This window comes from Methylobacterium indicum (genome assembly GCF_017347565.1).
In the GTDB taxonomy this organism is placed as follows: domain Bacteria; phylum Pseudomonadota; class Alphaproteobacteria; order Rhizobiales; family Beijerinckiaceae; genus Methylobacterium; species Methylobacterium indicum.
The window spans coordinates 105,057-123,271 of sequence record NZ_AP024146.1; the positions used below are offsets into that span (position 1 = coordinate 105,057).

24 protein-coding genes and 1 pseudogene are annotated in these 18,215 nt (G+C 66.2%); 4 read left to right on the top strand and 21 right to left on the bottom strand.

The window, feature by feature from the left end; all coding sequences use genetic code 11:
* Nucleotides 1-24 precede the first annotated feature (24 nt).
* Nucleotides 25-627, top strand: coding sequence for a hypothetical protein (locus tag miv_RS30760; RefSeq protein ID WP_244749113.1), 603 nt, complete (start codon nucleotides 25-27; stop codon nucleotides 625-627).
* On the opposite strand, the gene miv_RS30765 is transcribed toward miv_RS30760, so the two are convergent.
* The gene (locus miv_RS30765; RefSeq protein WP_207183716.1) at nucleotides 604-1,383 is read right to left on the bottom strand and encodes a hypothetical protein; all 780 of its coding nucleotides are present in this window, start codon (nucleotides 1,381-1,383) and stop codon (nucleotides 604-606) included. The two genes, miv_RS30760 and miv_RS30765, sit on opposite strands and share 24 nt — an antisense overlap.
* Nucleotides 1,383-2,399 carry an ArdC family protein gene (locus miv_RS30770; protein ID WP_207183717.1) on the bottom strand — a complete coding sequence of 339 codons (1,017 nt, stop codon included), beginning with the start codon at nucleotides 2,397-2,399 and terminating at the stop codon, nucleotides 1,383-1,385. The genes miv_RS30765 and miv_RS30770 overlap by 1 nt, the downstream gene beginning before the upstream one ends.
* Before the next feature lie 302 nt (nucleotides 2,400-2,701).
* On the opposite strand from miv_RS30770, the gene miv_RS30775 reads away from it, so the two are divergent.
* A complete protein-coding gene (locus miv_RS30775; RefSeq protein ID WP_207183718.1) occupies nucleotides 2,702-2,998 on the top strand; it encodes a hypothetical protein in 297 nt (98 codons plus the stop codon).
* A 55-nt stretch (nucleotides 2,999-3,053) separates the two neighbouring features.
* Here the strand turns inward: miv_RS30775 and miv_RS30780 are convergent, their stop codons facing one another.
* The 11 genes from miv_RS30780 to miv_RS30830 all read right to left on the bottom strand — a co-directional run bounded on the left by miv_RS30780 (nucleotide 3,054) and on the right by miv_RS30830 (nucleotide 8,754).
* Nucleotides 3,054-3,377 (bottom strand): DUF736 domain-containing protein, encoded by a 324-nt coding sequence (locus miv_RS30780; protein ID WP_207183719.1) that lies wholly within the window; start codon nucleotides 3,375-3,377, stop codon nucleotides 3,054-3,056.
* Nucleotides 3,378-3,857: 480 nt separating this feature from the next.
* On the bottom strand, nucleotides 3,858-4,061 hold the full coding sequence (locus miv_RS30785; protein WP_244749114.1) for a MucR family transcriptional regulator: 204 nt from the start codon (nucleotides 4,059-4,061) through the stop codon (nucleotides 3,858-3,860).
* Nucleotides 4,062-4,128: 67 nt separating this feature from the next.
* Entirely contained in the window at nucleotides 4,129-4,524 is a 396-nt protein-coding gene (locus tag miv_RS30790; protein WP_207183721.1) for a type II toxin-antitoxin system VapC family toxin, read from the bottom strand.
* Nucleotides 4,524-4,931, bottom strand: a complete 408-nt coding sequence (locus miv_RS33595; RefSeq protein WP_244749115.1) for a type II toxin-antitoxin system VapB family antitoxin — start codon at nucleotides 4,929-4,931, stop codon at nucleotides 4,524-4,526. The genes miv_RS30790 and miv_RS33595 overlap by 1 nt, the downstream gene beginning before the upstream one ends.
* Complete coding sequence (locus miv_RS30800) at nucleotides 4,873-5,478, bottom strand: hypothetical protein (RefSeq protein WP_207183722.1); 606 nt, start codon at nucleotides 5,476-5,478, stop codon at nucleotides 4,873-4,875. Before miv_RS30800 ends, miv_RS33595 begins: the two co-directional genes overlap by 59 nt.
* A 134-nt stretch (nucleotides 5,479-5,612) precedes the next feature.
* On the bottom strand, nucleotides 5,613-5,783 hold the full coding sequence (locus miv_RS30805; RefSeq protein WP_207183723.1) for a hypothetical protein: 171 nt from the start codon (nucleotides 5,781-5,783) through the stop codon (nucleotides 5,613-5,615).
* 310 nt (nucleotides 5,784-6,093) lie between these two features.
* A complete protein-coding gene (locus tag miv_RS30810; RefSeq protein WP_207183724.1) occupies nucleotides 6,094-7,008 on the bottom strand; it encodes a HEPN domain-containing protein in 915 nt (304 codons plus the stop codon).
* Between the two features lie 76 nt (nucleotides 7,009-7,084).
* Nucleotides 7,085-7,525, bottom strand: a complete 441-nt coding sequence (locus tag miv_RS30815; RefSeq protein ID WP_207183725.1) for a hypothetical protein — start codon at nucleotides 7,523-7,525, stop codon at nucleotides 7,085-7,087.
* Entirely contained in the window at nucleotides 7,509-7,763 is a 255-nt protein-coding gene (locus tag miv_RS30820; protein WP_207183726.1) for a type II toxin-antitoxin system Phd/YefM family antitoxin, read from the bottom strand. The genes miv_RS30815 and miv_RS30820 overlap by 17 nt, the downstream gene beginning before the upstream one ends.
* Before the next feature lie 65 nt (nucleotides 7,764-7,828).
* On the bottom strand, nucleotides 7,829-8,215 hold the full coding sequence (locus miv_RS30825) for a hypothetical protein (protein ID WP_207183727.1): 387 nt from the start codon (nucleotides 8,213-8,215) through the stop codon (nucleotides 7,829-7,831).
* Nucleotides 8,212-8,754 carry a hypothetical protein gene (locus tag miv_RS30830; protein WP_207183728.1) on the bottom strand — a complete coding sequence of 181 codons (543 nt, stop codon included), beginning with the start codon at nucleotides 8,752-8,754 and terminating at the stop codon, nucleotides 8,212-8,214. Before miv_RS30830 ends, miv_RS30825 begins: the two co-directional genes overlap by 4 nt.
* Nucleotides 8,755-9,018: 264 nt before the next feature.
* Here miv_RS30830 and miv_RS33600 point away from each other — a divergent pair, with 264 nt between their 5' ends.
* The gene (locus miv_RS33600; RefSeq protein ID WP_244749116.1) at nucleotides 9,019-9,165 is read left to right on the top strand and encodes a hypothetical protein; all 147 of its coding nucleotides are present in this window, start codon (nucleotides 9,019-9,021) and stop codon (nucleotides 9,163-9,165) included.
* Nucleotides 9,166-9,327: 162 nt separating this feature from the next.
* On the opposite strand, the gene miv_RS30840 is transcribed toward miv_RS33600, so the two are convergent.
* The 3 genes and pseudogenes from miv_RS30840 to miv_RS33985 form a co-directional block, all read right to left on the bottom strand.
* Nucleotides 9,328-10,287, bottom strand: a complete 960-nt coding sequence (locus miv_RS30840; protein WP_207183729.1) for a DMT family transporter — start codon at nucleotides 10,285-10,287, stop codon at nucleotides 9,328-9,330.
* A gap of 116 nt (nucleotides 10,288-10,403) precedes the next feature.
* Nucleotides 10,404-10,585 (bottom strand): annotated as a pseudogene (locus miv_RS30845) (hypothetical protein); the annotation flags it as partial.
* Nucleotides 10,586-10,632: 47 nt separating this feature from the next.
* Nucleotides 10,633-11,427 (bottom strand): acyl-homoserine-lactone synthase, encoded by a 795-nt coding sequence (locus miv_RS33985; RefSeq protein WP_207183730.1) that lies wholly within the window; start codon nucleotides 11,425-11,427, stop codon nucleotides 10,633-10,635.
* A gap of 121 nt (nucleotides 11,428-11,548) precedes the next feature.
* Between miv_RS33985 and miv_RS30855 the strand changes: the two genes are divergently transcribed.
* The gene (locus tag miv_RS30855; RefSeq protein WP_207183731.1) at nucleotides 11,549-12,265 is read left to right on the top strand and encodes a helix-turn-helix transcriptional regulator; all 717 of its coding nucleotides are present in this window, start codon (nucleotides 11,549-11,551) and stop codon (nucleotides 12,263-12,265) included.
* A 259-nt stretch (nucleotides 12,266-12,524) separates the two neighbouring features.
* Here miv_RS30855 and miv_RS30860 read toward each other — a convergent pair whose 3' ends face one another.
* The 5 genes from miv_RS30860 to miv_RS30880 form a co-directional block, all read right to left on the bottom strand.
* Nucleotides 12,525-13,961 (bottom strand): M20/M25/M40 family metallo-hydrolase, encoded by a 1,437-nt coding sequence (locus miv_RS30860; protein WP_207183732.1) that lies wholly within the window; start codon nucleotides 13,959-13,961, stop codon nucleotides 12,525-12,527.
* 93 nt (nucleotides 13,962-14,054) lie between these two features.
* The gene (locus tag miv_RS30865) at nucleotides 14,055-14,993 is read right to left on the bottom strand and encodes an alpha/beta hydrolase (RefSeq protein ID WP_207183733.1); all 939 of its coding nucleotides are present in this window, start codon (nucleotides 14,991-14,993) and stop codon (nucleotides 14,055-14,057) included.
* A gap of 92 nt (nucleotides 14,994-15,085) precedes the next feature.
* Entirely contained in the window at nucleotides 15,086-16,339 is a 1,254-nt protein-coding gene (locus miv_RS30870) for an ATP-grasp domain-containing protein (protein WP_207183734.1), read from the bottom strand.
* A 96-nt stretch (nucleotides 16,340-16,435) separates the two neighbouring features.
* The gene (locus miv_RS30875) at nucleotides 16,436-16,792 is read right to left on the bottom strand and encodes a Rieske 2Fe-2S domain-containing protein (RefSeq protein ID WP_207183735.1); all 357 of its coding nucleotides are present in this window, start codon (nucleotides 16,790-16,792) and stop codon (nucleotides 16,436-16,438) included.
* On the bottom strand, nucleotides 16,783-18,210 hold the full coding sequence (locus tag miv_RS30880; RefSeq protein ID WP_207183736.1) for an iron-containing redox enzyme family protein: 1,428 nt from the start codon (nucleotides 18,208-18,210) through the stop codon (nucleotides 16,783-16,785). Before miv_RS30880 ends, miv_RS30875 begins: the two co-directional genes overlap by 10 nt.
* Nucleotides 18,211-18,215: the final 5 nt, after the last annotated feature.

Sequence of the window (18,215 nt, forward strand, 5' to 3'; positions counted from 1 at the left end):
TCCGGAGCGCACGAACACCACGAGATGCCCGGCCGCGACGGCGCAGATGGCCTGAAACGAGGAACGCTCATGGTCGGCGACGTCGAGGCGCTGCTGCGCCAGCTCTGGAACCTGAACGACAAGGACGACATCCGGCAAGCGCGGGAGGAGGCACCGGCCTCGGCATCGGAGATCCCCACCTGCGATCCTGCGACCACGCTGGCGATGAGCCCGATGCTGCGGGGTCGCTATGCCTTCGCAGATGCCTGGCACGGCGCGGCGTTCGGTCAGACCTGGCCGGGCCTGGGTGAGATCGCGACGATCTCCGCTCGGCTCCGGGAGCGGCCCTGGCACGATGCACACATGAAGGCCATGGCACGCGCGTTACCGGAGGGTGCCGATCCCGGGCGGGTGGTGGTGCTGGGGATCGACGAGGCCAAGGGCCAGGCGACCTACTTGGTCGCCCTAGGAGATGACGTCGAGCCGGTGGTCTGCACCTTCTATGGTGGGGGCCGCAATCTGTTCCGGGATCTCGGGCGCTACCTGGAATTTCTGGTGGGCGAGCGCGTCCACGACGACAGCCTGGAAATCCTCATCCCGCCCGGGCAGCATGCGGCCGGGCAATCAACGGCAACCGCTCCCGCTTAGCGATACAGGCGGGCCGTCGATGTGCCTGACCACGACTGGCCGGGTATCGGCGTCCTGGGCCAGCCGGGCGATCCGGCCAAGATCGGTCTGCGAGCAGGTGCCGCGCACCACGACCTCGACCCAGTGCCCGGCGCGGCCGACATGGCTGTCGCGCAGGCGGTGGTTGGAGGAGGTGTAGAACGACTCGTTCGGCTCGATCAGCCGCACGCGCGAGGTCAGGAACAGGATGCCCGAGCCGAGATTGCCGCAGAACAGGCGCTCGTCGGCGCCCGTGGTCTTCGGCCCCCCGCCGATCGTGCGCTGGCCGATCTGCCGGAAGGCCTCGGTGAAGCTCGTGGGATCAGGCGTCGTCCGAGGGGTGAGGACGTGCCGGCCGCCCCACGGGGGCTGCGCCGGATCGATCCGTCCGGTGGCGATCTCGTGGAGCAGGGTGCCGAGATAGCTCGGATCGGCCGGATACGGGCAGATCCGCCACAGCGCCCGGATCGCGTGGCGCTGATCGACCTTCAGGGCGAACAGGCGGGCCCGGGCGCGGCGCCAGCCGTCGGCCCGCTGCCGCCGGCTCTCCTGCTGCTGACGCTCCCACTGCCCGGTGCGCCGGATCATCTCCTCGTCGACCTCGAGCTGACGCTCGGCGATGGCATCGGCGAACAGGGGCAGGGCCGCCTGCTCGCGGGCCTGCTTGCGCCGGTACGCCGCGCGCTTGCGCGACGTGTCCTCGAACGGCGTCGGCCGCGGCCAGGGCTTGAACCGCATCACGCCACCGCCCGCAGGTCCGCAGCGGATTCATCCCCCTCGTCGCCCTCGTCGGGCACGCCGGCGCCGTCCGGGGCGAGCTCGGCCGGCAGGCGGGCGAGCAGCCAGTCGGCCGAGCGGCTGGCCATCCCCGCCGCCTGCACGATCGCGCGGGGGTCGGAGCGCAGCACCTCGAGCCAGTTCGCGATGTAGTCGGCGTGGCGCACGGTCGGCACGATGCCGAGGCTGGCGCAGACGTAGGCCGCCGAGATCTCCGCGACCAGTTCCTCGCGGGCATAGCCCTCGCTGCCGAAGCGGCCGGTGAGGTCGCGAGCGAGCCGGTGGGCCGCTCCTGTCGCGTGGGACATCTCGTGCGCGGCCGTCCGGTGGAAGTTGATCGGCTCGTAGAAGGATTGCGGCGGCGGAAGCACGATCGCGTCGTCGGCCGGGCGGTAGAACGCCCGCTGCCCGCCGAGGTGGATCGTGAGGCCAGTGCCCTCCATCAACGCGCGGAAGCGCGGCTCGATCAGGTCCTCGCGCGGCGGCGGGGGCGGCACGTAGAGCCCTTCGGGCAAGCCTTCGCACTGCGCCGCGTTAAACACCGTGTACTGCTTGAGGAACGCGATCGATCGAGCCTCCTCACCCGCCTGCGAGGCTCGCGCACGCTCCTGCTCTGGGGTGAAGCGGTTGGCGTAGACCACCGGCGTGCCCTTCTCGCCGCGGCGCACGTTGCCTCCGAGACCGAGCGCCTGGCGGAAGGTGAGCCAGCGCTGGGTCGGGTAGCCTGCGGCCATGCCGCTCGCCCACAGCAGCATCACGTTGATGCCGGAATACGCCCGCCCGGTCTGGGCGTTACGCGGCATCCCGACCGCGGCGGCACCGGGCAGATCCCCCCAAGGCTGCACCCACGGCACTCGGCCCTCCTCGAGCTGAGCGATGATCGTGTCGGTGATGCGCTGGTAGAGGTCGACGCGCGGGGCTGGAGCAGCCTCGGTGCGGACGGCGGTGGTCTTCCGGGAGGAGGAGCGGCGGGGCATCGTCGGTCTTTCGCGACGGGCACCGGAGCCTCTCTCCGGCCTGATCTCCCGTCACCCCGTCCAGGCCTCCTCTGACTCCGGCCCTACAGTCGTCACATGCACCGAGGCCTCCGAGACGAGGATCCCGGGTGCCGGCCGATCAAGAGGTATTCAACCATCAGTGGCTGGATCGATCGCAAGTTCTCTCCTAGAATGAATAGTGCCGGCCTCCCCCTTAGTCACCCCCAAGGACAGGAATCCGCCACTCGAGGCTTGGGACGGGCGTTCTTCCGCGAAAGGCCTCTCGTTCCTGGAAGGGGCCGATGCCCGGGTCGATCGACAACCGCCACATGCTGGAACAGCGCACGATCGCGGCTCACCGGCGCTATCTGGCGGCGCTGATGGAGGTCGAGCGTTCGGAGACCGAAACCGGCACCGACGGGGCGGTGCACAGCGCCGTCGAAGCCGCTCACGAGGTGCGTTTTCGGGTGTTGTGCGACCTCATCGCGGCACTCGGCTACGTGCCCAGGGGGTTGGCCCGGCGGTCGGATCTCATCGCGGGCAGTGATCCATCGATGCGTGCCAAGCCCGAAGGGTACGCTCCGCATGCCGGCGCCTGAAGCCCGAGCGGCGTGATCCCACCCCGCCCGGAGGACGGGGCGGCGAAGGCCCGGATCAGCCCCGGCGGCGGTTGGTCTCCCGGGTCCAGATCAGCGAGTGGGTCCGGCCGTCCTCGTCCGCGAAGAGCCTGGCGAACACGGGAGCCGGCAGGCTCGGGTCGTCGATCTTGACCGAGATGTAGTCCCGCTCACCCTTCGATACCCTGGCCCACCCGGCCCCGATCTCGGCCTTGTTGAGGTAGACACGGTGGGTCGGGGCGTTCTCCTGCGACCGTTCCGTCTCCGCAACGATCGTGACCTTCTTGGCCTGGATGGTCAGGGTGGTGATGTCGCCAGTGAAGCCGTTCTGGGTCAGGGTGAAGGTGCCGATGGTCGCCATGATGGTATTCCTCGTCCGTTCGCTCGTGCCGCGCCCTTGCGGCCTCGATGGCGATCGTCGAGCCGGAGGCGACCGGCGCCGCACCCGCGCAGCGGGCCGGAGCGCAGCGGAGGACGGCGAGGGCCGGGTTTCTTGGTCCGCGAGGAGCCGCCGCAGGCGGCGGGGAAGAAACTGAGGCCCTGCCGTTGCGGTGGTCCCGGGAGCCCCGGATAGATCCGCCCATCCACGAGGCCGTGGGCCGCGGCTCGGCTCGGCTCGGCGCGAAGGATCCCCTGGCCGGCTCGGGCTCGCCCTTACCTGGCCTTCGGATTGCGGGGCGACCGTCTTCCTATGGCTGAGCCCGACTGACGCGGGCAGAAGACCTGCTGCGGGGCGAACCAATCCCGCCCGGGGCCACACGCTCATGGCGCTGCCGGCGGCCGGGGCCCGGCCGGCCTGGGAAATGTGGCGTCAGGTGGGGCTGCCGAGGGCGAACGACACCTACCTGGGCACCTTGCGCGGACGGCCGCGGCGCCGGGGAGTGGCGTCCGACGTCGCAGGCCAAACGTCGCGGTCGGCAGAGCCTTCGATCTTGCGGCCCAAGCCGGCATCGATTGCTATTTTACGGCGGGAGACCGAGTATTCGGCAGCGACAGATGGATAATCATGGGGCAGACCGAACCGGGCTTTGTATTTGCGCCCCACACCGACCTCCCGACCTAGAAAACCCAAGGCACGAGATCACAGATAGCGTAAAATAAAAATCATATTTTTATGCTGCCTCGATGTCTGTCAACGCAAATCCGGCATTCCTGAAAAGGAGCGGCATGCGGTAGGTCCGAGCGCACGCATAGGCAAAGCAATCTCCGAAGTTCAGATCTGCGGCGTGCAGGCCCTTGCCATACCGATCGAACGCCTCGATCGCGACTTCTGCCGCCTTGGGCGACACGGCGACCACCTGGATGGCCGCGAGCGCCAGGTAGTCGCGCACGGCCTGCCGGGCATCGGGAAGCGACAGGTCGAGGATCCTGGCGAGCGCGATCGTGGTCTCCCAGACCACCATCGGGGAAGTGAGACGTTGGCGGGCTCGCTGGAGACGTGCGACGAGGACAGCGGCGTCCGGCTCGCCAGCGAGGATCGCGGTCAGGGCGGAAGCATCGACGACCATCACGGTTCTCCGTACAATCCGTCCCGGAAGGCCTTGTCGACCGGGCGGGGGTTGGGGCCGGCGCGCTCACGGAGCGACTGGGCGAAGGCGAGGGACTGAGCGACCAAATCGAGCTTGTCCTTCTCGCGGTCGAGTTCGCCCCGCAGGGCTTGGCGGACCGCCTCGGTCTTGGTCGTGCGCTTGAGGGAGGCGAGTTCCTCGGCGAGGGCGTCGACCTCAGGATCCTTGACGAAGAGCGCTATATCTATCTCGATCGGACATAGAGGATATCTCGTATAGGATATCCAATGCGCGGTGCCGCGCCAACCTCGTGCGGCGAAGCGGTGCCCGCGCGGGGCGGCACGGGCTCTATCCCGCAGCGTGAAGCCAACGCTGCTCCTCCGGCGTTGCTCGGACCAGCAGGTCATGGCGGAGCCGGGTTCCGCAGCGCGCGAGAACCGTTTGCCAGTCGGCGGCCGATCGGACGTTCGTCGCCACTCCCTCCGCCAGGTTGACCAGCACCGCGGTCCGTCCGGCCTGGGCGAGCCGGAGCACGTTGAGGACCGAGCCGGGGCTGCGCCCGTCCCAGACCATCAGGCCGAACACCGCTTCCCGCGCCATCGCCCGGTCCTTGGCGGCATGGAACTGGAACCCGGTCGACGCTCCCGACGCAGCGATCCTCCGGACCGGCCATGCGCCGATGTTGTTGCGCGGCCGATTTCCCGAACAGAACACCGTGACCCGGTCGTAACAGGCGGCCCCGAGATGGGCCTGGACGGCCTCGTCGGCACCGGAGGCATCCCCGACTACGACCGCGTGTCCGGCCTGCGCGATCCTGGTGAGGCGAGCACGCACCGCGTCCGGGACATGTGCGATGCTCCGGGAGCCGCCGACGAAGATCGTCGTCGTCCTGTCCCCCGTAGCGGGGATCGGGTGGTCGGAGGCAGGCTGGAAGCGGGACTGGGGCAGTGACATCGCGGCCTCCCGGATGGGCGCCAAAGGGCTTTCCTTGCGACCGGCGCCGCGTCGCCGAAGCGTGGACCGAGCCTTTGACTCGGCTCCCCGGCGCCACGGGGGGAGCGGGGCAGGTCGAGCTGCCCCGGTGAGGCTCACTCCTCGTAGGGGTCGAATTCGGTGATGACGCTGGCGGGATCGCCCTCGAACTCGTCCGAGGTGACGACGCCGTACCCGGCCTCGGAGCGGAACACGGTGACGGCGACCATCAGGGACTGAGAGAGGCTGTGGGCGTAGCCGTTCGCGAGGCTGAGATCGTTCGCCATGGGGATCGGGCTCCTGAAGGAGCGGGGCGATCCCCGCTCGACAGCGCCCCAGGAGGCCGTGAGCGGCCGCGATCACCGCGGGAGGCGAAGCCGGGAGCGGCCGCCCGCTTGCGGAGCGGACCCCTTGAGGGTTGATCGTGGAAGGCCGCGACGGCCTATCGGGGTTGCTGCGAGAGAGCGGGGTCGACCCACGCTAGACGGGGCATTATCGACATGACCATGATATCAATATCATAGCGGTATGCTGTCGCGCCGTGCCTGGCTCGTGGGACATCCCCGAACTCGGCTCGCACGGCTGCCTGAGCGCGCTCTACGAATGACCGCCGAGCTTTTCCGCGCAGATCGTAGCGACGATCTCGCGAAGGGCCCCGATCCGCTCCACCAGCCAGGCCAGTTCCTCGCCGGTGATCTCGTAGTGCGGTGAGTAGCGGGCATCGACGTAGGCCCGGTCGAGCCGGGCAAAGCAGCGCCGGGCGAAGCGGGTGTCGCGCAGCCAGGCCGCGATCAGCCGGGCGTCCACGCCCTCGGCCAGCGGCCGCAGGCGATTCAGGCGATGCAGCTTCGGACTGTAGAGCGTCACCACGAGCAGGACGCAGTGATAGAGCCGTTCGGTGGTCTGGTGCAGCAGGAAGGCCGCGAGACGAAGATCCCCGCGCTGGATGAGGAAGCCGGCTGCCGCTTCGAAAGAAGCGGCGTCGGGAAACCAATGCTGAAGCTGAAAATGCCGTTCGGCCTCGGCGCGCACCTCCGCAACGAACAACGGCTTCGGCGAGGCGAAGGGAAAGCCCTCGACCTCGTAGAGCACGATCCCGTCCCGGGCGATGTCCACGAAGAAGGGCCGGCCATAGGCGAGCTGGTCGTTCAGGTCGTGGATCGAATGGACGATGAAGCTGACCTGTGTCCTGAGGCGGCGCGTCACCGTCAGCTCGCGCAGAAGCCGCTCCTCGGCCCGCTCCCAGAAGTCGTGCGGGTCGGTGAAGCACTCGTTGTCGACCACGACGAGCAGGTCGTAATCCGAGTGGTAGCCGGTCTTGTGGTCGTCGACCCAGTCACCACGGGCATGCGAGCCGAACAGGATCAGCTTCAGGATACGCCCGCCCTTGCGCTTGTCGGAGAGCTTGCCCTTCTGGGCAGCCTCGAATTCCTCGAACAGGATCTGGGCCGCGAACTGGAGTTCGCGGCGCTTGCGTTCGGGGAGGTGGTCGAGACGGTCCGACAGCGTCATGATTCCTCGCATAGGCGGGGCACGGGCGGACGCCAAGGGAACGGGGCCCGAGCCCGCTCCCGAACGACCGTAACGATCAACGCTCGCGCTGAACCATCCGGAGTTGCCGCGCGCGGATCGCCTCCGCCATCGTCCGCAACACGACGCGCATGAAGGCCGGGCTGAACCGGCCGTAGGCGTAGCGCAAGGGATGTGTCTCGAGCGGGATCAGGTGAAACGAGCCCGGCATGACGTCGCCGTTGGCCTCGTCGAGCATGATCCAGCACGGCCGGTCGCCCGGGAGCTTGAGCCGGCGTCGCTCGGTCTCCGGGACGGCGACCGCGGTCCGGTCGGGCAAGGGTTCCTGGGTGGTGATCGGGAACACCACCACGGCGCCCGGTGCGACATTGACCGGAACGACGAGGCAGACCGGCCGGTCCTTGCGGCCCTCACGCTCGCCGCGGTCGTGCTCGCGTGGCCAGAGAAAGCTGTAGCGGACGACGAGCCCGGTATCCGGTGTCTCAGTCGTCACCGCCATGCTCCCTCTCGTAGGCCTCGGCCGCCTGCAACAGGCCGTCGCGCAGGTCGTCGGGCATGGTGTCGAGGGTGAAGGCGCGGCGCGGATCCTCCGGGCCGCACAGGGCCTCGTAGTGCTCCAGGCTCATCAGGACGAACCGCGGCTTGCTGCGCCGGGTAATGACCACGGGCGCGCGCTGGGCCGCGTCGGTGACTTCGCCGACCTGCTTGTTGAGGTCGGCCGTTGTGAACGAACGCATGAGGGCCTCCTGATCTCTGAAATCCATATATCATGGATTTTACGGATGATGGCCGGCCGAGACGGTCACAGGTCAAGATCCTCCTGGAGGAAGCGGGTCGGGATCGCCTCCTCGTGGCCCTCCCAGACGACGCGCCCACCCTGCCGGATCGTGACGAAGCCGCCGCCCTTCGACATCGGCGGGGGCGGAGCGGCCTCGAAATTCCCGCAGCCGAACTCGCCCGTGGTGGCCGAGAAGGCCGGCCTTAGGTTGTTGCCGATCAGGACGCGGTCGCAGGCGCCGGTCGGCCGGCGGACGCGGCGGTGCGACAGGCCGAGTTGGAACCACTCGTAGGCCCGCTGCTCCTCGTCGGACGGCGCCTTCCAGTGCCGGCAGTGCTTGCACCGGCCGGAGCAGGTGTCGGCCGGCTCGTCGAGGACCGGCCCACCGTTGTGCCCGAGGCGCCCGGTCACGGCCGGCCTCCGGCCAGCCCGCTCGCCTCGCACAGCCAGGATCGCAAGTCCTGGCGCATCCGGCCGATCGGCCCGTTGATGACGTTGACGCGGGCGTCGCGCCGCACGCAGCCCATGTCGACGAAGCCGCGCATGAGGGCGTGCATCACCGCCACGTAGAGCCGCCCGCCGACCAGCGCGACATCCGCGAAGGGCTCGGCTCCGTACCGGGTCAGGCCGGCGATCTCGGCGCCGGCGTGGATTCCGTCGGTGTCGGGCCGCTGCGGCGAGGGCGGTCTGGGCCAGCGCATGGTCACGCCGCCGACGATCATCCGCTCGGCGAGATCCTGCGTCAGCCGCGCGTCGTAGTGGGCGATCGGCGTAGTCGCGTTACGGAAGCCGTAATGGGCGGACAGGAAAGCGTCCCTTGCGCGCCGGCTGGTGGGCTCGGTGACGCGCAGGGTGCGCCAGAGCGGGCCGTCGTAGCGCGCGAATGCCGGCACGCGGTCTGGATAGCGGCGCTTGGTCGCCGAGCAGGCGAGGATCAGGAGGCGGGTCATCGGCGGAGCTTTCGCGACGGGCGCCGGAGCCTCTCCCCGATCGCGATCCCGTCATCTCTCCCCGGCCTCCTCTGCCTCCTGCCTCACACTGGCGGCAGCGAGAGGCTGGCGAGCCTGGGGTATGGCCTCCGGATGTCAGTTCCCCCTGCCGCCATGTCCCGCTCAGATCTGCCCATCTGGCGCGGCCGGATCGAGTGCATGAGCCCGGCGACAGCCCCCTGCCCCGGCCTGCATGGTGAGAGCTAGCAGCAGGTCCATGCCGGCATGCTGGAGTTCCTCGACCGGCTCGGTCCGAAGGCGGTCGATCTCGGTTGGAACGCACCGGACCTGTTCGGGGTCCACCCGGCCGCCGGGGTCTACCAGGTCGATCATTGCGGTGCCTTGGTTCTGGGCTGCGCTAAGGCGGAATGAATCGATGCAACGCGGATCGGCTTCGGCAACCTGACCTATTACAGGGACAAGCCCGGGCGGCCGGTGGGCGTACCGATCTGGGCGGTCCGCCCCTGAGGGCCGGCATTCCTCCCTCGCAGCATGATGGTCAGCCGTACCACCACACCGCGCGGGATCAAACACCTAGATGTCTCGTCCCTGATAGACCTCGGGAGCGTCGGGTCGGGGTACTCGGACCCGCTGCAAGAGACGGCCGTCGATGGCTGCGAGACCGCACCCGATGAAGGCCATTCCGAGATAGTGCCGCGCATCAAGATGCTCGCCCAACACGAGCACACTGAGCAGGATAGCCGTGACCGGGATCAAGAAGGTGACGAGAAGGAGATTGGTAGCCCCAGCAGTTGCAAGAATGCGGAAGTATAGCACGTAGGCGAGTGCCGTCGATAAGGCTGCGATGCCTAAGACAGCACCCCACACCGACGCCCCCGGAACCGGCAAGGTCCAGGGCCGATCCACGACGAGGGCGACGGGCAGCAGCATGAGCGTGGACGCCGTCACCTGTCCCGCGGCCGTCGCGAGGGGCGGAACGCCCATGCGCCGGAAGCGCCGCCCGAAGATGCCTGCGAGGGCGTAGGACAAGGCCGCGCCGAGGATGGCGACTTGCGCCAAGAGGTCGGTCCCGAGGCCAGCGAGCACGGCAGGCCCGACCATCACGGCGACGCCGGCGAGACCGATAAGTACCCCGACGAGACGATTGCCGGTCATCTTCTCATCCGAGGTGAGCACATGCGCAGCGACGACGGTGAAGAGCGGCGTGGTCGCGTTCAAGATGGCGGCGAGCCCTGAGACGATGTGGGTCTGGCCCCATACGATGAGGCAGAAGGGAATCGCGTTGTTGAGCAGACCCATGCCGAAGAACGCGGCCCACACCCGAGCCTCGCGTGGCATCCTGAGACCCAGAAGAGGGACGAGGGCGTTCAGGATCACCGCAGCGAGACCAACGCGCAGAAAGACGAGGGTGAACGGCGGCAGGGCGGAGAGCGCCACGTCTGTGAAGAAGAACGATCCGCCCCAGAGTACGGAAAGGCTCAGGAGCATCGCCCATTCAGGCGCGGACATCGTGCGGTTGACGGCGGGCGGCATGATGCACCTCTTGCTGGTTCAAACAACCTTACGCCGTTGCCAGGGCGATGCGCTTCCCGTTTCCTGCTCTCGAATTCCCGTTTCCCTCCCCCCGCCCTCAGCAGCCCTTCATGCGGTCACACTGATTGAGTTATAACCCTAGGTAGGGGACTCGTTCGGGTCCAGGCGACGACACAGGAAACGAGCGCGACGGCAGCCAAGTAGCTGCGCGACAGGCGGTCGGAGCGGTCGCGACGCGCCGACAGTTTTTGAGGTGGCCGAACAAGCGCTCGATCTGGTTGCGCCGCCGGCATGCGATTGGGCGGTGCGTGACTTGATGGTGGCCGCCGTCGAGCACCGCTTCGGTCAGGTCAATCGGCTGCCTGTCTTCATCGAGTGGCTCACCGACAACGGCAGCTGCTTCGTAGCGCGCGAGACGCGCCGCTTCGTGCGAGCCGTTGGCTTCGTGCCCCGGTGATCCGTATTCCAGACGGGCGCGAGGTCATGCTCGCGAATTAGGGCGACCGCGGCTGCAATGCCCAAGCCATTGAATACAACTGGCGCGGCACCTGCCTCCCGGGCCAGCGCGTCCAGCACCCCGACATTCTGGTCGGAGATTGCGACGCTCAGGCAGCACACGGCGCCATGCCGGAAGTCCGGGGTTGCGCCGAGCCAATCGATCGTCAGGCCCAGGCTTCGGTAGCGGCGGAACACGATGGCGTCGCAGTTGCAGAGCAACCTTTCGATGCCGATAGTCCGGCAGGCCAGAAACAAGCTGAACAGCAACTTGATCAGTGCCAGCGGCCGGTCCTGAGCATTGAACATGGTCTCGTCCAGGCACAGCCGCGTGGCCTCCCAAACACGCGTACTCCGCGACAGCGCGGCTTGGTGCCCCTCGTCCACGCTGCTCTTGAAGACAGTGGTCAGAAGGTTGTCCTCCGAAAGGGGGATAAGGCGTACGCTCCCGAATAGATCGCCACCGAGGCCCGACAACCAGTTCAAATATAAACATTTATTAAAATCAAATATATCTGCCTCCTGTCCATTACAATGCGGGATGTCCCATCCAAGCTGTTCGCAAAAAACCCGTTTCCTTAGTCGCAACATTGTTTCGCGGAGCGCAAAATCAATGGTCTGAGCGGTGTCGATTTGGACAAACATTCTTTCCCTCCCTAGAGGAGGGACCATCACGGGTTGGAAAGAAACGGCTTGCAAAACGACCACTTGTGCTCCACAAGGTCGTCAGACACATTTGCGACTATTGACTCATCGCGAGCTGCTAATGTGCATTCAAGATACCGATTTTGAGGGCATGGTCTCTGCCGCCCGGTCGACACCCTCAGTCAGTAATTTTATAGCTCAGTTCGGCACGACAGGTCTCGTCGGAGATACCACCTTTCATATGTTCTCTGGGCCGAATAACGGGCTGCCAGCCCCTTATGTGAAGTCGACCTATCCTGAATCCTGGCTCTACTTCTATCTATGCAATGATTTGATGAATATTGACCCAGTAATCCGCTACGCGCAGGAGAGCCGAGATCCGTTTTTCTGGTCCGATCTAATACTCTCGCATGCCGAAATGCGGATGATGAAGCTCGCGACCGGCTTTGGCGTGAGCGTCACGGGCTTCTCAGTCCCGACGTCGGACGTGGGCCCATACCGCGGTCTATTCTCGATCTGCGCCGTGCCCGGGCGTGAAGCGGACTGGCTCAACAACGTCCGGGCAAACCGCGCCAATATCGAGAAGATCGCTTCCAGTCTGCATCGCCAGGCGAGGCAAGAAATCGACCCCTACGAGGGCTACGCGGTGCACCTGTCGCGCCGAGAGGTCGAGTGCCTCCGGCACATCGCCGAGGGCAAGACCCACACGGACATGGCCGAGATCCTAGACCTCTCGGAACACACTGTGCGGAGCTACTGCCGCTCCGTGAGATTGAAGTTGAATTGCTCAACTCTGGCGCAGGCGGTCGCTAAAGCCTGCGCCACGGGCATCCTATGACGCAAGCAGAGGTGCATCGCTTCCCTCCCCCGTAGCACGCCTCGGACTCCCATCGCGCGTCCGCACCGACGATCCCCCTGCAACTCCTCTCGGCCGCTACGGGACGCGCGAGCCCACGAGGCCGTCAATGCGAAGCGCCGCCCCGTGCCAGAGATTGTACTCCGGGGCAGTACCGGAACAGGCCCTCACCGCCCGAGAAGCCGCCGCCCTGCAGTCCTGCCCGGACCTATCCCATCCCGGCGGGCCCTGCGCGGCGAGGTCAAGCTGGGTGCAACTCTCCGGCTTGTGTGGGTCGCGAGCTGTGGCCCGCCGCGGCCCCGCCTTCGGTCGCGAGCGCGTCAAGAATCCGCAACCAGGTCAGCGCGCCTTTCTCGAAACTATCGAGATCGTATTTTTCGTTCGACGCGTGGATGCGGTCGTCGGCTTGGCCGAAGCCTAGGAGCAGGCTATCCATGCCGAGCACCGTCTTTAAGGCGCCGACGGCCGGGATCGATCCACCCATGCCGACCAGAACACAAGGCCCCCCCCAGACCTCCTGAACAATCCGCTTCGCCACCGCGAATTCGGGGCGTGTCACGTCCATCTGCGTGGCTGCTACTGTCCCATAAGCCTCGAAGCCGACGCGGCAGTCCGCGGGGATCCTCGCTCGCACCGCGTCGCGGAAGGCCGTCCTGATCTTGTCCGGATCTTGCGCCGCTACGAGGCGGAAGCTGACCTTGGCGACGGCGTGCGCCGGCAGGACGGTCTTGAAGCCCTCGCCAATGTGGCCAGAGCAGAGCGTGTTGATGTCGAAGCATGGGCGGGACCAGACCTGCTCCAGTACGCCGCGGTTCCGCTCCCCGGCGGGCTCGGCAAGACCGACATCCGGCAACAATCGATTGCTGACGTTGGCTAGCTGCGCCCACTCCCGGGACACTTCCTCGGGCAGTTCAGCCACATCGGTGTAGAAGCCCGGCAGCGCGACTGAGCCGTCCGACCCGCGGAGAGAGGCGAGTGCCTCGCAGAGCACCTGCGCAGGGTTGCGCGCCGCGCCGCCGTAGTTGCCTGAGTGTAGGTCTTCCTGGGCCGCGCGGACCGTGACAATTTCGCCCACGAAGCCGCGCAACTGGCAGGCGATGACCGGTGTCCGGCGGTCCAGCATGGCGGTGTCGCAGATCAGCGCGATGTCGGCCGCGAGTTCGTCCGCGTGTGCTTCCAGCACACTGGCCAGCGAGGGCGAGCCGATCTCCTCCTCGCCCTCGATTAGCAGTGTCACGTTCAGCGGCAGCCCCCCGGTCGCCATTGCGGCGCGGCAGGCCTCGACGAAGGTCATCACCTGCCCCTTGTCGTCCGCAGCACCGCGCCCGTGGATGACCTGCCGGCCGTCGCGCGCGAGCAGCAATGGCTCGAAGGGCGAGTGGTCCCACTCGTCCTCGTGCCCCGCCGGCTGCACGTCGTAATGGCCGTAAAACAGCACCCGGGGAGCGTCCGGCACGCGGGGAGCATGGGCTAGTATGACAGGGTGGCGCCCGGTGGAGACCGTGCGTGCCTCGAAGCCGAGGCTCTCCAATTCCCGCGCTAACCACTGCGCCGCCCGCCCGCAGTCGGCCGCGGACGCTGCTTCGGTAGAGATTGAGGGGATGGACAGGAACTCGAAGAGGCGCTTTAGCGCGGCGGGGCGGTCGTCGGCCAGCCAGGTTTCGCTCGCGATCGTCATCGTCGTCCTCTCTTCAAGGGTTTCGGCGCCGCGGCACGTGCGGCGCTCAGGATCGCTGGAGAAACGGGAACGGTGGGCGCAAGCCGGCCGCCGTCATGCGTCGGCAAACTGGACGAGTTTGCTGCAGGCGCGCTCGAAGGCGGCCCGCGCGGCCGCGCTCATGTTGCGGGCACGCATGGCGCCGTGGACGAGTCCCTTCTCGACCATCAGCTCGCAGGCCACTTCCACTTCCCGCAGCTTGTCTGCGTATGTCAAAGAGTCGACCTGCAGGGAGTCGAGTTCGGCCGCCATGACGTAGGCGGGCGGCAGACCGCGGAAGTCACCGCGCAGCAGGGGCGAGACGTGTGGGTGCAGCACCGTGTCGCCGGGCGCGTAGCAAGCCGTGTAGAACTCCATCTCGCCCGCGGTCAGGAGGGGCGCGTCGCCCCCGCCGTTCCTCCAACGCGAGAAGTCCAGGACCGGGTTGAACAGCAACTGCGCGTCGATGGTCGCCTCGCCAGCGTCGCGCATTCGCATGCAGAGAGCCACCGCCATGTTTCCGCCGGAGCTGTCCCCACAAACCAGAACCTTACCGAGGGTCAGACCCAGCGCGGATGCGTTGGCGATCACGTGGCGTAAGACGTCCTGGCAATCGTCGATCGCGGCCGGGAACGGGGCCTCGGGGGCGAGCCGGAAGTCGGGCGCTACCACGTCGAGTCCGGTCGCAGCGCAGATGTCGGCCATCAGCACGTGGTGAGTTTCGAGCGAGCCCAGCACGAAGCCGCCGCCACGAATGTAGAACACCATGGCGTCAGAGCGACCGCCCTCCTTTCGGTAGATGCGGAAGCGACGGACGACACCGTCCGCCTCGTATTCGGTCTCGTCCACACTGACGCAGTCTGGGACGGGTCCATTGAAATGGGCCGCCAGCGCCTCGTAGAGCGCCCGCTGTTGCACGATGGGCAGCTTGTGATACTCGCCGGTCATGATGCCGTTGCACTGGTTGATGAAGCGCTCGATGCCATCGGCGTAGGGGGAAACCTGCAGGTCCATGGGTGACGCCTTCGCGTTCGAGGATGCGGGAGCCGCTCCGGCGCGGTGCGGGCTTGCGATCCGTTCGCCGGACGACCGGGATGGGGAGCGGGTTATGCGGTAAGCCCGGCTTCAATGGCGCGGATCTCGCGCGTGTCAGCGGCGATGCGCGCAGGATCGTCGTGCGCGAGTGCGACGAAGCCCATCTGTAGACTTGCAAACAAGTCCTTCGTCGGTTCGAGCCGGTCGCCCTGCCGGATGCTGATCCGTGAGAAATGGTGGCTGGGCAACTCGCGGATCCGGTCGAGCGCGGAGCAGTCGGCAACGGTCCCTCCCTTGCGGCACAGCATGAACACAATGGTAAGGTTGGTACGGAGGCTGTAGCCGTCCCGGACGATCCCGTTTTCGGCGAAGCCGCGGGCGATGCGGTCCACCTGGCTGTCCCCGGTGGCATGCCGGCAGAATTGCGGGTGGCCGCCGCCGTGGGGGCGAGCGCCGATCTCGATGAGGCGCGGGCCGTCCCGTGTCATCATGATCTCGACGTGGCTCGTGCCGTAGCGCATCCCCACGGCGTCGAGCACCCGGAAGGCGTGGTCCTTGAGCGCGTCGACACCGGGAAACGCCGCGGGCATCCATTCCATGGTGTCGTAGACCGCCATGAACGGGCCGTTGTCAGTCTTGGTGTACTTGCAGATGCTCGCAACGGAGTGGCGGCCGTCGAAGCTGGCGGTATCCACCGCGTATTCCACCCCGCTCAGAAACTCCTGCACCATCAGTTCGTCGTTGCTGAGGCCGAGCCGGTTGACCGAGCCGAGCACCGAAGCGAAAACGTCACGCCAGCCGACGCCGCTAGTCACCTTGGTCACGCCGTCGGTGCTTGCGCTCTTGGGCGGCTTGATTACTAGGTCGCGGCCCTCAAGCCCCTGGCGCGCGATCCAGGCGGCGACCTCGTCAGCGGAGCGGCTGCAGATCTGGCGCATGCCCGGAATGCCGGCCTCCGCGACGGCTTTAGCCATCTCGCCCTTGTGGCGACGGGCCCCGGCCTTGGCGGGGTAATTGGCGGTCTCGGGCAGCACCTGCGGCGCGATCAGATCAGTCAGTTCCACACCCGACTCGCATCCGGTGAGGATGCATCGGGGGCCGAGAGACCTGAGCGACTGCACGAGGTCGGAGACGTCGGGTCCGCGCGCCACGAGGATCAGCTCGAAGTCTTGAGGGCGGAACGACGAGGCGTAGACGTTCGGTGGCTCTGGAGCCGACATGACGGCAACGACCGGTATTCCCACACGGCCGAAGGCGCTCGCGTAAAGCGCGCCGGAGGAGTAGGGATCGACGATTACGGCGGGGCTTACCTGCATGGAGGACATCGAAGGAACTCCTTCGTACCGAGATGTCGATGGCTCCGAGGCCGGACTGCCCACGGCGGAGCGATCCGGGGTTGGGACGACCGCTTAGGCCGGCGCTCACAAAGAGGCGTAGGCCGGGGCGGCCTGCGCCTCTGGCGCGATCACCCGAACCGGCCAAGGCGCCCCCTGGGGTTGATGGCTGACCAGTTGCAGCAGGCCGCGGCTGCGCTGGTAGGTGGCACACACCTCCCCACTGGGGTAGTCGCGACCTATCTTGCGGTCGTGCCACGGGCAGCGACGCACGTTGCCTGAGTCGCGGTAGCAGAGATGGATCGGACCACCCCGGTGACGGCACTTGTCGTTCACGACCCGCACTTCCGCGGAGTCCACTACGACCAGGACCCGCATGCCCTGCTGAGGGAGCTCGACCAGAACGCGGCAGTCGGCCGCGATGCTAACTTTCTTCACAGCCATCGGGACACATCCCCGATGCTGTAGATCTCGTACTGGCAACTCTCGGACTGGATGAGGGCGCCGTGTAGCCGATTATGCTGGATGATGATGCCGTCGTCATCGTTCAGCGTGGTCGACCGCTCGAAGCCGTTGAGGAACTCCATCTCGCCGCGGGTGACGTGGCAAAGCTCGTCGCCGTCGTGCGAATGGGTGATTGACAGTTCTCCCCGCAACTCGTTGAGATCGGCCTTCGCGATCTCCCCAGCCTCGTAGGCTGCGCGCACCTTCGGCCAGATCTGCCGGTAGATACGCGTGTTCTCCGACGCCCGATCTTTCCATTCGATCTGGGTGACGAAGTCCCGCTCGGCAAATTCGGAGACCAGCCGCGCTTCCTCGAAACCGCGCACGATCTCTTGGGCGGCGAAGCTGCCGTAACGCTCAATCGCGGGACGGACCAGCCCCTCGAATGCCATCCGGCTGTGGTCGACGTCGATGTGGCAGTGCTCGTCGAAGTAGCGCACGTCGATGCCGGGCAGGGCCGACTTCAGCGCGTCGCGCCAAATCGCGCAACTCTTAATAAACGCGGTCTCGGCAAGGAAAATCGCGCCGATATATTTAAATATATTCCTGCGATTGCGCGTTATTTGATTATAATAATTGGCCAAAAACAAACTACCGTTCAAATAATATTGCCAGTAATAGTGCGTTTGATGATTCAATCCGACCGAACGCATAGTGTTCTCGAACATAGTTGAGTGTTTTTTGTCGAAATCACCGTAGCCGAGCTCGTCGATGATGATCTTGAACAACGCCGAGGAGAGGGGGCCGTAGTTGCCGCTGGCATAGCGAGCCATAGGACTCGATTCGATGAGGAAATCTGGCGCGAGCTGGATCAGCCAGTCCCGCGCCGCAACGTCCGGCGCCGCCGATTTGAGGATCGCATCTGCGGATGGCAAGCTGGTAATCCCTTTCGCCTCGCGGACGTAATTGTAAAAATACTCCTCAATAGTCCGGAGAGACCAGTTGTCAGATAGCGTGATTTCCGTCTTCAGGAATGAGAACAGGTAGCGCTCCAGATACGGCATCCCAAGGTAAGCTTGTGCGATCCTCTCGTCTGAATACCGGTCCAGAAAGTCGCTCTGCGCGAGCTTGGACGGAGGCAGCATGAGGATGTCTGCCTCGTTCATCGCGAAGAGGATACGATTGGCCGCCAAGGCCGTGTATTGCGGCAACTCCTTCATCTCGAGTGGCTTGGAAAAGTCGAGATGCTTGATAACGTGCGGTCGGAGTCGGCGGCCGTAGTACGACTCCTCGTAGCGGTGCTCGTCGTCGTGGAAGAGGGGCGAGTCACAGAACGCGAGTATCGCGTCCCGGCACAGGTCTTGGTTTTTGATAGAGAAGTCCCTGACGGTCCTGACGTCGCGGATGTTGGTCTTCATGGGAT

Bases quoted from the DNA above. Each gene is read 5' to 3' on its own strand.
- miv_RS30760 (WP_244749113.1), top strand. From the start codon at position 25: ATGCCCGGCCGCGACGGCGCAGATGGCCTGAAACGAGGAACGCTCATG.
- miv_RS30820 (WP_207183726.1), bottom strand. From the start codon at position 7,763: ATGCGTTCGTTCACAACGGCCGACCTCAACAAGCAGGTCGGCGAAGTC.
- miv_RS30840 (WP_207183729.1), bottom strand. From the start codon at position 10,287: ATGCCGCCCGCCGTCAACCGCACGATGTCCGCGCCTGAATGGGCGATG.
- miv_RS33595 (WP_244749115.1), bottom strand. From the start codon at position 4,931: ATGACCTGCTGGTCCGAGCAACGCCGGAGGAGCAGCGTTGGCTTCACG.
- miv_RS33985 (WP_207183730.1), bottom strand. From the start codon at position 11,427: ATGTTTGTCCAAATCGACACCGCTCAGACCATTGATTTTGCGCTCCGC.
- miv_RS30780 (WP_207183719.1), bottom strand. From the start codon at position 3,377: ATGGCGACCATCGGCACCTTCACCCTGACCCAGAACGGCTTCACTGGC.
- miv_RS30880 (WP_207183736.1), bottom strand. From the start codon at position 18,210: ATGAAGACCAACATCCGCGACGTCAGGACCGTCAGGGACTTCTCTATC.
- miv_RS30810 (WP_207183724.1), bottom strand. From the start codon at position 7,008: ATGACGCTGTCGGACCGTCTCGACCACCTCCCCGAACGCAAGCGCCGC.
- miv_RS30770 (WP_207183717.1), bottom strand. From the start codon at position 2,399: ATGCCCCGCCGCTCCTCCTCCCGGAAGACCACCGCCGTCCGCACCGAG.
- miv_RS33600 (WP_244749116.1), top strand. From the start codon at position 9,019: ATGCTGGAGTTCCTCGACCGGCTCGGTCCGAAGGCGGTCGATCTCGGT.
- miv_RS30865 (WP_207183733.1), bottom strand. From the start codon at position 14,993: ATGGACCTGCAGGTTTCCCCCTACGCCGATGGCATCGAGCGCTTCATC.
- miv_RS30765 (WP_207183716.1), bottom strand. From the start codon at position 1,383: ATGCGGTTCAAGCCCTGGCCGCGGCCGACGCCGTTCGAGGACACGTCG.
- miv_RS30860 (WP_207183732.1), bottom strand. From the start codon at position 13,961: ATGACGATCGCGAGCGAAACCTGGCTGGCCGACGACCGCCCCGCCGCG.
- miv_RS30800 (WP_207183722.1), bottom strand. From the start codon at position 5,478: ATGTCACTGCCCCAGTCCCGCTTCCAGCCTGCCTCCGACCACCCGATC.
- miv_RS30790 (WP_207183721.1), bottom strand. From the start codon at position 4,524: ATGGTCGTCGATGCTTCCGCCCTGACCGCGATCCTCGCTGGCGAGCCG.
- miv_RS30830 (WP_207183728.1), bottom strand. From the start codon at position 8,754: ATGACCCGCCTCCTGATCCTCGCCTGCTCGGCGACCAAGCGCCGCTAT.
- miv_RS30870 (WP_207183734.1), bottom strand. From the start codon at position 16,339: ATGTCCTCCATGCAGGTAAGCCCCGCCGTAATCGTCGATCCCTACTCC.
- miv_RS30875 (WP_207183735.1), bottom strand. From the start codon at position 16,792: ATGGCTGTGAAGAAAGTTAGCATCGCGGCCGACTGCCGCGTTCTGGTC.
- miv_RS30775 (WP_207183718.1), top strand. From the start codon at position 2,702: ATGCCCGGGTCGATCGACAACCGCCACATGCTGGAACAGCGCACGATC.
- miv_RS30855 (WP_207183731.1), top strand. From the start codon at position 11,549: ATGTGCATTCAAGATACCGATTTTGAGGGCATGGTCTCTGCCGCCCGG.
- miv_RS30815 (WP_207183725.1), bottom strand. From the start codon at position 7,525: ATGGCGGTGACGACTGAGACACCGGATACCGGGCTCGTCGTCCGCTAC.
- miv_RS30805 (WP_207183723.1), bottom strand. From the start codon at position 5,783: ATGGCGAACGATCTCAGCCTCGCGAACGGCTACGCCCACAGCCTCTCT.